The sequence below is a fragment of the Devosia ginsengisoli genome, assembly GCF_024707105.1.
GTDB classification, from domain to species: Bacteria; Pseudomonadota; Alphaproteobacteria; order Rhizobiales; family Devosiaceae; genus Devosia; species Devosia ginsengisoli_A.
This window is the reverse complement of record NZ_JANQAJ010000010.1, coordinates 96,951-108,240: the sequence shown is the minus strand read 5'-3', so window position 1 is coordinate 108,240 and position 11,290 is coordinate 96,951. Positions and strand designations below refer to the sequence as shown.

Here is an 11,290-nt window from a genome sequence, read left to right as displayed (position 1 = left end):
GCGGCGCGGCTGAACGAGGCTCTCAACAATCGTCCTTATCCCCCGATTTCTTTGAAACCCGGAACAAGTCTCTATCATTCCGGATTGCTTCACCCAAGGCAAGGCGTAGGCTTTTGGCCAGAGCACGGAATGAAGCCGGAAGGGAGTATCCGGTTACGGCAAGCAATGCCGATCCGTTGCCATGGGAGGTTTTATTGAGAAAACAAGCGATTGCCCTTGGCGGGGCAGGACTGATGCTGGGTGTCTCGCTGCTTGCCGTGCAGGCCCAGGATTTGACGGGCGAACTTCCGGATCCGCCGGAATTCGCCGCGCAGAGCGAGCCCAACTTCGTCAGCGTTTCCGATATCCAGGAATACAAGGCGCTGCCCGAATATCATGAACCCGACTGGGTCACCGCGAAATATGTCGAGGCGGGCACATTGCCGCCCGTCGCCGAGCGCCTGCCCAAGGAACCCCTGGTGTTCAAGACCGGCGACATGCCCGACGGCGTCGGCGTCTATGGCGACACGATGCGTCATGTGATCGGCGGCCGGCCGGAAGACTGGAACTATACCGCCGGCCAGAACCAGGGGCTGGGGCGGCATCGATATCGGCCTCAGCGAATGCCTGACGCGCACCGGGCCGCTCTTCGAGGTCAAGGCCGACGAACTCGAGCCGCTGCCCAACCTGGCCAAGAGCTGGGAATGGTCCGAAGACGGGCACGAGCTGACCATGCACCTGATCGAAGGCGCCAAATGGTCCGACGGCGACCCCTTCGACGCCGATGACGTGATGTTCTACTGGGACGACGCCATCATGGATTCCAATGTGTCCCCGCTCAATGGCGGCACACCCGAGACCTTCGGCGTCGGCACCACGCTGGAAGCGCTCGATCCCTACACGATCAAATGGACCTTCAAGGAAGTCCGGCCGACGCAATATCTCTATGCCATGGCCTATGGCACCTTCTGCCCCGGCCCGAGCCATATCCTGAAGCCCCAGCACCCCAAATATTCCGACAACACCTACGAGCAGTTCAAAAACGCCTTCCCGCCGGAATATATGAACATGCCGGTCATGGGCGCCTGGGTGCCGGTGGAATACCGGCCGGACGACATCGTGGTGATGCGCCGCAACCCCTATTACTGGAAGGTCGACGAGAACGGCAACCAGTTGCCCTATCTGAACGAAATGCACTACCGGCTCAGCACCTGGGCCGACCGCGACGTGCAGGCCGTTGCCGGTTCGGGCGACTTCTCCAACCTCGAACAGGCCGAAAGCTATGTCGAAGCCCTGCGCCGCTCGGCTGAAGACACCGCCCCTGCCCGTCTGCAATTCGGCGCCCGCACCATCGGCTATGCGCTGGAATTCAACCTCTCGGCCAATGGCTGGGGCGAACCCGATGCCCGCGGCCAGGCCATCCACGAACTGAACCGGAACCTCGATTTCCGCAAGGCCGTCTCGATCGCCATCGACCGGCAGCGGCTGGGCGACTCGCTGGTCCGCGGTCCGTTCACCGCCATCTATCCGGGCGGCCTCTATGCCGGCACGGCCTATTATGACAAGGCCTCGACGGTCTACTACCCCTATAACCTGGAGGCGGCCAACGCCCTGCTCGACGGCATCGGCCTGATCGATACCGACGGCAATGGCGTGCGCAACCTGCCCGATGGCGGCGCGGATGTGGAAATCACCCTGCTCGCCAATACGGATTATGCGACCGACACCAACCTGGCCGAAGGCGTTATCGCCATGATGGAACCGCTCGGCCTGCGCGTCATCGCCAATTTCCAGGCGGGAACCTCGCGTGACGACATGCAGCAGGCCGGCCAGTTCGACTGGCATGTCCGCCGCCAGGGCGCCGAAGTGGTCTCGGTGGTGCAGGGCACGACCTTCCTCGCCCCCACAGGTCCGCAGACGAGCTATTTCCACCGCGCCGGCACGGACGGAACAGTGGATCTCCTGCCCTTCGAGCAGGAACTGGTCGATGCGGTGAACGCCTTTGTCGCCACCAGCGACAATGCCGAACGCGTCGAGCTGATGAAGACCTTCCAGCACACCTTCACCGAGAACGTCTATTCGGTGGGGCTCACCCAATATCCGGGTGCGCTGATCATCAACAAGCGCTTTGCCAATATCCCGGCCGGCGCCCCGATCTTCATGTTCAACTGGGCGGAAGACAACATTATCCGCGAACGCGTCTACGTTCCGGCCGACACGCAGGGCGACTACGAACTGCACCCCGAGACGCTTCCGGGCGAACCGGGCGGCGCGGGTCCGGTGTGACCACCGGCGCTTGAGCTCCTGTCTCCCTCCCCCTTGTGGGGAGGGAGAGCGAGATAGGACTTAGCCCTTCGCTAGGTCCGTGATCGAGCAGGGTGGGGGTATGGTCACGCAAACGCGGTGCAAGTGGCCCACCCCCACCCTTGATCCCTCCCCACAAGGGGGAGGGAGACGACTGAGGCGCCGGGGCCAAACGCCCCAAGCTATTAAGAGGCCGCCATGCTTCGATTTCTGATCATGCGCATATTGGGCGCGATCCCGCTGCTCCTGCTGCTCAGCGTGGTGACCTTCGCCATCATCCAGGCGCCGCCGGGCGACTATGGCGACACGATCCGCTCCATGCTGATCAATCAGGGCGGCGCTGCCCCCACCGTGGCCGAAGCGCAGGCCGAGCTGTATCGCGAGGCCCACGGCCTCAATGACCCTATCATCGTGCAGTATTTCCGCTGGATCGGGGGCATCGTCACCCGCTTCGATTTCGGCCACTCGTTCTTCTACAACAAGGATGTCGGCATCGTCGTGGCCGAGCGTCTGCCGGCCACCATCGCCCTGGCGCTGACCTGCCACCTGCTCGCGTCGCTGCTGGGCATTGGCCTGGGCATCCTGGCGGCCACAAGGCAATATTCCTGGGTCGATACCGGGCTAGGCATCATCTCCTTCCTCGGCATGACCATTCCGCGGTTCCTGCTGGCCATTATCATCCTCTATTTCCTAGTCTTCCGGCTCAATGTCAGCGAGGTGGGTATGTTCTTTTCGGCCCGCTATGGCGGCGCGCCCTGGAGCTGGGACAAGTTCGTCAACCTCGTCCAGCATGTCTGGCCCGTGGTCTTCATCGCCACCTTTGGCGGGCTGGCCTATAATATGCGCGTCATGCGGGCCAACCTGCTCGACGTGCTCAACAGCCAATATGTCGAGACCGCACGCGCCAAGGGCCTGCCGGAAGGCGCCGTGATCATGAAGCATGCCGTGCCCAATGCGCTGCACCCGCTGGTCGCCTATCAGGGCGTGGTGCTGCCCTATATGCTGACCGGCGAAATCGAGGTGGCCATCGTCTTCGGCCTCGCCACGGTCGGCCCGGCCATTGTCGGCTCCATGGGCGTGGGCGATGTCTATGTCACCGCCACCTTCATGCTGGTGCTGGCCGCCACGCTGATCGTCGGCAACATCATTTCAGACCTTCTGCTGGTGGCGCTCGACCCCCGCATCCGGCTGGGGGGAGGCAGCGAATGACCGACCTCGATACGCGTTCCGCCATCCCCCTGCCATCAGACCCCGCCGGCGGCCCGATGCCGACAGGCGCCGACGAAGCCGCCCCGGCAGTAACTCGCTTCGGCAGCGGCAATGAGGGCTATGCGACCCTGGTCTGGCGGCGCTTCCGCCGCTCGACCATGGGCATGATCGGGCTGGTTCTGGTGACCCTGCTGCTGGTGGTCTCGGTCTTTGCCGATTTCTTCGCGCCGATGGACCCCAAGGCAGCCAACCTGCCCTTTGCCCCGCCGGATATGATCGCCTTCGAGGACCAGGACGGCAATTTCAGCCTCATCCCCTATGTCTACCCGATCGGCGACACCGGCGAATTCGACCCCGTGACCTTTCAGCCGCTGACCGGCCTGATCAAGGACAACCCGACGCCGACAGGCTTCTTCGTCACCGGCTACAGCTACCACCTGCTCTGGTTCATCCCGGCCAATGTCCACTTCTTCGGCTCGACCGACGGGCGACCGATCCAACTGCTGGGCACCGACAAGTTCGGGCGCGATATTCTCTCGCGTGGCATTATCGGCTCGCGCATCTCCCTGATGATCGCCCTGGCCGTGGTGACGCTGACCACGATCGTCGGCACGCTGGTGGGCATCACGTCGGGCTATATCGGCGGACGGCTCGACGCCTGGGTGCAGCGCTTCGTGGAATTCGTGCTGGCCTTTCCGCAATTGCCGCTCTACCTGGCGCTCACCTCGCTCATTCCGGTGACGGCACCATCCAATGTGTTCCTGACATTCGTCATCGCCGTGATGGCGGTGCTGGGCTGGGCGCAGTTGAGCCGCGAAGTGCGCTCCAAGACGCTGGCGCTGGCCCGCATCGATTATGTGCGCGCGGCCATTGCCGTAGGCGCCACCGATAGCCGCATCATCACCCGCCACATCCTGCCCAACGTGCTCAGCCACGTCATCGTGGCGGTGACGCTGGCCGTGCCGTCAGTGGTGCTGCTCGAGAGCTTCCTCGGTTTCCTCGGCTTTGCCGTGAAGCCGCCGCTGATCTCCTGGGGGCTGCTGCTGCAGGATACCGGCACCTTCTCGGTGATCGGCTCCTATCCGTGGATTCTCAGCCCCGTCGTCTTCGTGCTGATCACCGTTTTCGCTTTCAATGCGCTGGGTGACGGCCTGCGCGACGCCGTCGATCCGTATTGAGGGGCAGGACGATGAGTGAACCGAGCCAGACGCCTGTTTCCGACACCCGCCACGACCTGGGCGACCATGATCGCGAATTGATCCTCGATGCCCGCAATATCGGGGTGAATTTCAAGGTCGAGGGCGGCGTGGTCAACGCCGTGCGCGATGTCTCCTTCCAGCTCCACAAGGGCGAGACCATTGCCCTGGTAGGCGAAAGCGGGTCGGGTAAATCCGTGACCGCCCGCACGCTGATGAAGCTCCTGACCAAGCGGGCGACCATCCTGCCGGAGACCAGCATCACCCTTTCGGGCAAGAACATCGTGACGATGACCGACCGCGATATGCGCAAGCTGCGCGGCAACGACATCGCCATGATCTTCCAGGAGCCGATGAGTTCGCTGAACCCGGTCTACACGATCGGCCAGCAGCTCTGCGAAATCCTGCACCTGCACAATCGCATGAGCCGCAAGGCGGCGATGGAGAAGGCCGAGGCGCTGCTGGCCGAAGTGCAGATCCCCGACCCCGGCGCCAGGCTGCGGCAATATCCGCACCAGTTGTCGGGCGGGCAACGCCAGCGCGTGATGATCGCCATGGCCCTGGCCAACCGGCCGGACGTGCTGATCGCCGACGAGCCGACTACCGCGCTCGACGTGACCGTGCAGGCGCAAATCCTTAACCTGATCAAGGATTTGAAGGACAAATACGGCATGGCGGTGATCCTGATCACCCATGACCTGACCATCGTCCGGCAGTTTTCCGAATATGTCTATGTGATGCAGAACGGGCGGGTGCAGGAGCACAATGCCACCGAGGCTCTGTTCGCCAATCCGCAGCACGCCTATACGCGGCACCTGCTGGCCTCCGAGCCCAAGGGCACGGCTCTGCCGCTGGAAGATGGCGTCCACGAGACGGTGCTTGAAGGCAAGGACGTCAAGGTCAGTTTCACGCTCAAGCGGGGCGGCTTCTTCAAGCCCGATTTCTTCGAACTCAAGGCCGTAGACAATCTCGATATCAAGCTCTCGCGCCACGAAACCCTTGGCATCGTGGGGGAATCCGGTTCGGGCAAGACCACGTTCGGGCAGGCGCTGATCCGGCTGATCGGCAATCAGGGCGGGCAGATTTTCTTCGATGGCGAACGCATCGACACCAAGGACCGCGCCGCCATGCGCCCGCTGCGGAGCCGCATGCAGATCGTGTTCCAGGACCCGTTTGCGAGTCTGAATCCACGCATGTCGATCCGCCAGATCATCGAGGAAGGACTGATCGTCAACGGGATCGGGGCCAATGGCCGCGAGCGCGTCGACCGGGTGCGGCAGGCGCTAGCCGATGCCGGCATGCAGGACAATATCCTGCAGCGCTTTCCGCATGAATTCTCCGGCGGGCAGCGGCAGCGCATCGCCATCGCCCGGGCCATCGCGCTCGAGCCGGAATTCATCCTGCTGGACGAGCCGACCTCGGCGCTCGACCTTTCCGTGCAGGCCCAGATCATCGACCTGCTGCGCAAGCTGCAGGACGAAAAGGGCCTGTCCTATCTCTTCATCAGCCACGACCTCAAGGTCGTGCGCGCCCTCTGCCATCGTGTCATGGTCATGCAGCATGGCAAGGTCGTCGAGCAGGGGCCGGTGGCCGATGTCCTCACCAATCCCCAGACCGAATATACGGCAAGGCTGGTCCGCGCCGCGTTCGAAATAGCCGCCTAGGAGCACTTTATGGCAAACCCCAAGATCACTTTCATCGGCGCCGGCTCGGCGGTGTTCATGAAGAACATCGTCGGCGACATCCTGCAGCGCCCCGCTTTGTCAGGGGCCACGATACGGCTGATGGACATCAATCCGACGCGGCTGGAGGAGAGCGAGGTCATCGCCCGCAAGCTGATCGCCACGCTGGGTGTCTCGGCGACGGTGGAGACCTATCTCGACCAGAAAAAGGCGCTCGACGGCACCAATTTCGTCGTCGTCTGCTTCCAGATCGGCGGCTACGAGCCCTCGACGGTGATCGATTTCGACGTGCCCAAGAAATACAACCTGCGCCAGACCATTGCCGATACGCTGGGCGTGGGCGGCATCATGCGCGGGTTGCGCACGGTGCCGCATCTGTGGAGCATCTGCGAGGACATGCTGGCCGTCGCGCCCGACGCCATCATGCTGCAATATGTGAACCCGATGGCCATCAACACCTGGGCCATTGCCGAGAAATACCCCACCATCAAGCAGGTCGGCCTGTGCCATTCGGTGCAGGGCACGGCGATGGAGCTGGCCAACGATCTCGGCATTCCCTACGACGAAATCCGCTACCGCTCGGCCGGCATCAACCACATGGCCTTCTACCTCAAATTCGAGCATCGCCAGGCCGACGGCTCCTATCGCGACCTCTATCCCGACCTCGTCCGCGCCTATCGCGAAGGCCGCGCGCCCAAGCCGACCTGGAACCCGCGCTGCCCCAACAAGGTGCGCTACGAAATGCTCACAAGACTGGGCTATTTCGTCACCGAAAGCAGCGAGCACTTCGCCGAATATACCCCTATTTCATCAAGGAGGGGCGCGAGGACCTGATCGAGAAATTCGGCATTCCGCTGGACGAATATCCCAAGCGCTGCGTCGAGCAGATCGCCCGCTGGAAGCAGACTTCGGAAGAGTATCGCAAGGCCGACCGTATCGAGGTCAAGCAGTCCAAGGAATATGCCTCTTCCATCGTCAATTCGGTGTGGACCGGCGAGCCTTCGGTGATCTACGGCAACCTGCGCAATAACGGCGTCATCACCAACCTGCCGCATAATGCTGCCGTGGAAGTGCCGTGCCTGGTCGACGATAACGGGTTGCAGCCCACCTATATCGGCGACCTGCCGCCACAGCTCACCGCGCTGATCCGCACCAATATCAACGTGCAGGAGCTGACCGTGCGGGCGCTGATGGAAGAAAACCGCGAACACGTCTATCATGCCGCCATGATGGACCCCCATACATCAGCCGAGCTGGATCTGGAGCAGATCTGGAACCTCGTCGATGACCTGACAGCGGCCCATGGCAGCATGCTGCCCGAATGGGCCCGCACTTCCCCGAAGCAGCGCGTGGCGTAATTCGCGGCGCAAAGTCCTCCCTGCTTCCAAGGACGGCCCCGATGCGAAAGCGTTGGGGCCGTTTGGGTTTGTCGGACGCGACTTCAGTGCGCGTTGCTCCACCCCACCCCTCAATCCCTCCCCATCAAGGGGAGGGAGGCGCAGGCTGAGGCGCCAGTGTTCATCGTCTCCCTCCCCCTTGTGGGGAGGGAATCAAGGGTGGGGGTAGGTCACACGCGTCGGACCATCAACTTAAGTTGACTTTTATAGTCATCAATATAGAACCTCCCTCACCTAGCTTGAGGGAGCATCATGTTCACACGTCGTCTTTTCATCGCCCTGGCACTGGCCGCCGGCCTGGTTGCACCGGCCGCGGCGCAGTCCTTCCCCGTCACCGTGGAGCATGTCTACGGCACCACCACGATCCCGGCGGCGCCCAAGCGGGTAGTGTCGGTGGGCATGCATGAGCAGGATTTCCTCTATGCGCTCGGCATTGCGCCGGTCGGCGTCAAGGAATGGTGGGGCGACCATCCCTATGCCACCTGGCCCTGGGCCGAAGCAGCCCGTCAGGCCGTGGGCGCCGAGCCCGAAGTGATGGATACCGACGGGGTCAATCTCGAATGGGTGCTGGCGCAGGACCCCGACCTGATCATCGCCATCTATGTGACCATGGACGAAGCGCGCTATGCCGAACTGTCCAAGATCGCGCCGACCATCGTGACCCCGGCCGGCTACCAGCCCTGGGGCGCCCCGTGGCAGGCCGAACTTGCCATCATCGACCAGGCAACCGCGGGCAATACCGACAAATCCGACGCCATCATCGCCGGCTTCGACGCCCGCTATGCCGCCGCCCGCGCCGAATTCCCGCAACTGGCCGGCAAGACCGGCACCAATATCTATGTGCGTGAGGAAGGCGGCTTCACCGTGTGGAGCCAGGACGACCTGGCCAGCAAGTTCCTCATCGATCTTGGCCTGGCCTTCCCGCCCGAACTGCAGGCGCTGGCCCAGGCCGACAACCGCATCGATATCAGCGAAGAGAATATGCGGCTGCTGGACATGGATGTCGCCATCTGGCCGATCGAGGATGCCGCGACTGGCGAACAGGCCAAGGTGGAGGCCATGCCGCTCTACCAGAATCTCGATCTCGCCAAGGAAGGCCGCTCGCTCTGGCTCGATGACGGCAAGGGCCTGGCCTATGCGGCAATGAGCTGGCAGACGCCGCTATCGTTGGGCTATCTGCTGGATATCCTACCACCGGCTTTGGCCGCGGCGGTGGATGGCAATGTGAGCACTGAGGTCGTGGTGCCACAGGCTGAATAGGCGGCGCTCCACTTGCCGACCTCGTGGTTCGACAAGCTCACCATGAGGTCTCATTTTACGATCGCTTCTCGCGGACTTGATCCGCGGGAAGCCCCTGGCGCGTGCTTACCTATGCCGCGCGCGGGTGCACCTGGCTCGCAATGGCCGCGCCATGCTGATCCCGCGCCCGCTCGAGGTCGTAGGTTGCCTGCATGCCCAGCCAGAACTCGGCACTGGTGCCGAAATAGCGCGATAGCCGCAGGGCCGTATCCGGCGAGATCGCCCGCTTGCCGTTGACAATTTCGCTGATGCGTATCTGTGGCACGCCCAGGGCCTTGGCCAAGGCGTACTGGGTCAGCCCCATCTCCTTGAGGAAGTCCTCACGCAGGACTTCGCCAGGATGTGTCGGTGCAAAATCAGCCATGGCAACCCTCAGTGATAGTCAACAAGTTCAACGTCGAAGGCCTGCCCTTCGGACCAGCGGAAGCACAGGCGCCATTGGTCATTGACGCGAATGCTGTGCTGCCCTGCCCGGTCGCCGGACAGCGCTTCCAGCCGGTTTCCGGGCGGGATGCGGAGGTCATTGAGGTCGACGGCACTGTTTAGCTGCGTCAGTTTGCGATGCGCGACCTTCATGACATCGTTCGGAACGCCTTTGCGAAAGCGCCGATCCCAGACCGACCGCGCAGCTTCGTTTCCGAACGACTTTATCATGACGCGATACTATCGTATCGCATTTAGTATTGCAAGGCGATAGTACTTGAGACACCACGCAGGCTAGTGGTGTCCGCCCACCACCTCGCGCAATTCCTCGACTGACCGCACCTTTTTGCGCGCGGCGCCGTCCCAGTCGCGGGTCTTGACGGTGGATTTGGCGATGCGCTCCTTCGCAGCCGGTACGGCGTCGGCATATTGGGGTAGCCATTGGGCCTGGGCGACCACCATTTCGTCGACCATGGCCCAGACTTCGTCGGGCGTACAGATGGCGCCGACCAGTGGATCATGCAGCACGGCGAGCTTGAGCGTATCGATATTGCCCGTCATGGCCGCTTCCACCGACAGGCGCTGCACCGAGACCGACACCGAGCAGGTGGCGGCGCAGGCGGTAGGCAGGGTGATGCCCTCGATCATGTTGATGCCGAAACGGTCGACATAGCCGGGGCTTTCGATGATAGCGTCGTCGGGCAGGTTGGTGATGATGCCATTGTTTCTGCGGTTGAAATGGCCGCGATAGACCCGGCCGGTTTCCATCGCTTCGATGATGTAACTGGCATGCTCGCTGGTCCGCTTGTATTCGCTGAGCGGCTTGTTGGCCTGCTCCTTGAACATGGGGAAGTCGGTTTCGAACCAGTTGCGGCGCTCGGTCGAATAGCGCAGGTAACCGCCGGTTTCCCCATGAATCCAGTCGCTCATGTCGATCCAGCGGCCGATCTCGTCCGGGCGCTTGCGATACCAGGGCAGGTATTCGGAAAGGTGGCCGTTGCTTTCGGTGGAATAGACGCCGAAGCGCTTCAGCACGTCGATGCGGACCTTTTCCTGTTTGGAATAGACCGGGTGCTTTTCGAAGCCGGCCAGCAGCTCGTCAGCCTCGATTTTCCGGCCCCTGGCGCGGATGTCGATATACCAGGTCTGGTGGTTGATGCCCGAACAGACATAGTCCAGTTCGCTGTCTTCAACACCCAGCACATTGGCGATCTGGTGGGCGCCATGCTGCACGCCGTGGCAGAGGCCGACGACATTGACCCCGCCATACATGTCGGCCGCCCAGGTGTTCATCGCCATGGGATTGGCATAGTTGAGGAACAGCGCGCCGGGCTCGGCTACCTCCCTGATATCCTTGCAGAAATCGAGGATGACCGGGATGTTGCGCTGGCCGTAGAGAATGCCGCCGGCGCAGATCGTGTCGCCGACGCACTGGTCGACGCCGTATTTGAGCGGAATGGAAATATCGGTCGAGAAGGCCTCGAGGCCGCCGACACGAACACAGCTCATAATGTAGCGCGCGCCTGATATTGCGGCGCGGCGATCGGTGGTGGCGGTGACCCTGGCGGGGAGCTTGTTGACCGAGACGATGGTCTCGATGACCTGCTTCACCATATCCAGATTGTGCGGATTGATGTCGGTCAGGGCGAATTCGCAATCAACGAATTCCGGCACCTTGAGCAGGTCGGAAATCAGCGTCTTGGTGAAGCCGATCGAGCCGGCGCCGATGACCGTGACTTTGAATGACATGTGTTCCTCCGCGGATTCACCGATGGGGCGAATTGGTTAGCACACTGCTAGC

7 protein-coding genes and 2 pseudogenes are annotated in these 11,290 nt (G+C 62.3%); 6 read left to right on the top strand and 3 right to left on the bottom strand.

Translation table 11 applies throughout. The features are described 5' to 3' along the window. Positions 1–233 precede the first annotated feature (233 nt). The 6 genes and pseudogenes from NVV79_RS14045 to NVV79_RS14020 all read left to right on the top strand — a co-directional run bounded on the left by NVV79_RS14045 (position 234) and on the right by NVV79_RS14020 (position 9,027). Positions 234–2,265, top strand: a pseudogene (locus tag NVV79_RS14045) (ABC transporter substrate-binding protein). A gap of 216 nt (positions 2,266–2,481) precedes the next feature. Continuing rightward, complete coding sequence (locus NVV79_RS14040) at positions 2,482–3,492, top strand: ABC transporter permease (protein WP_303990717.1); 1,011 nt, start codon at positions 2,482–2,484, stop codon at positions 3,490–3,492. A 56-nt stretch (positions 3,493–3,548) separates the two neighbouring features. After that, positions 3,549–4,670: an ABC transporter permease gene (locus NVV79_RS14035; protein WP_303990728.1), complete on the top strand. Its 1,122-nt coding sequence runs from the start codon at positions 3,549–3,551 to the stop codon at positions 4,668–4,670. An 11-nt stretch (positions 4,671–4,681) separates the two neighbouring features. Further along, entirely contained in the window at positions 4,682–6,352 is a 1,671-nt protein-coding gene (locus tag NVV79_RS14030) for an ABC transporter ATP-binding protein (RefSeq protein WP_303990715.1), read from the top strand. A gap of 9 nt (positions 6,353–6,361) precedes the next feature. After that, a pseudogene (locus tag NVV79_RS14025) lies at positions 6,362–7,728 on the top strand (alpha-glucosidase/alpha-galactosidase). A 291-nt stretch (positions 7,729–8,019) separates the two neighbouring features. Beyond that, positions 8,020–9,027, top strand: coding sequence for an ABC transporter substrate-binding protein (locus tag NVV79_RS14020; RefSeq protein ID WP_303990713.1), 1,008 nt, complete (start codon positions 8,020–8,022; stop codon positions 9,025–9,027). Between the two features lie 109 nt (positions 9,028–9,136). Here NVV79_RS14020 and NVV79_RS14015 read toward each other — a convergent pair whose 3' ends face one another. The 3 genes from NVV79_RS14015 to NVV79_RS14005 all read right to left on the bottom strand — a co-directional run bounded on the left by NVV79_RS14015 (position 9,137) and on the right by NVV79_RS14005 (position 11,238). After that, on the bottom strand, positions 9,137–9,430 hold the full coding sequence (locus NVV79_RS14015) for a HigA family addiction module antitoxin (protein WP_303990711.1): 294 nt from the start codon (positions 9,428–9,430) through the stop codon (positions 9,137–9,139). 8 nt (positions 9,431–9,438) lie between these two features. Next, positions 9,439–9,720 carry a type II toxin-antitoxin system RelE/ParE family toxin gene (locus tag NVV79_RS14010; protein ID WP_303990710.1) on the bottom strand — a complete coding sequence of 94 codons (282 nt, stop codon included), beginning with the start codon at positions 9,718–9,720 and terminating at the stop codon, positions 9,439–9,441. 63 nt (positions 9,721–9,783) lie between these two features. Further along, positions 9,784–11,238: an alpha-glucosidase/alpha-galactosidase gene (locus tag NVV79_RS14005; protein WP_303990708.1), complete on the bottom strand. Its 1,455-nt coding sequence runs from the start codon at positions 11,236–11,238 to the stop codon at positions 9,784–9,786. Positions 11,239–11,290: the final 52 nt, after the last annotated feature.

What these genes read in the sequence shown, in the direction of transcription:
- NVV79_RS14040 (WP_303990717.1), top strand. Translation starts at nt 2,482, where the DNA reads ATGCTTCGATTTCTGATCATGCGCATATTGGGCGCGATCCCGCTGCTC.
- NVV79_RS14035 (WP_303990728.1), top strand. Translation starts at nt 3,549, where the DNA reads ATGCCGACAGGCGCCGACGAAGCCGCCCCGGCAGTAACTCGCTTCGGC.
- NVV79_RS14030 (WP_303990715.1), top strand. Translation starts at nt 4,682, where the DNA reads ATGAGTGAACCGAGCCAGACGCCTGTTTCCGACACCCGCCACGACCTG.
- NVV79_RS14020 (WP_303990713.1), top strand. Translation starts at nt 8,020, where the DNA reads ATGTTCACACGTCGTCTTTTCATCGCCCTGGCACTGGCCGCCGGCCTG.
- NVV79_RS14015 (WP_303990711.1), bottom strand. Translation starts at nt 9,430, where the DNA reads ATGGCTGATTTTGCACCGACACATCCTGGCGAAGTCCTGCGTGAGGAC.
- NVV79_RS14010 (WP_303990710.1), bottom strand. Translation starts at nt 9,720, where the DNA reads ATGATAAAGTCGTTCGGAAACGAAGCTGCGCGGTCGGTCTGGGATCGG.
- NVV79_RS14005 (WP_303990708.1), bottom strand. Translation starts at nt 11,238, where the DNA reads ATGTCATTCAAAGTCACGGTCATCGGCGCCGGCTCGATCGGCTTCACC.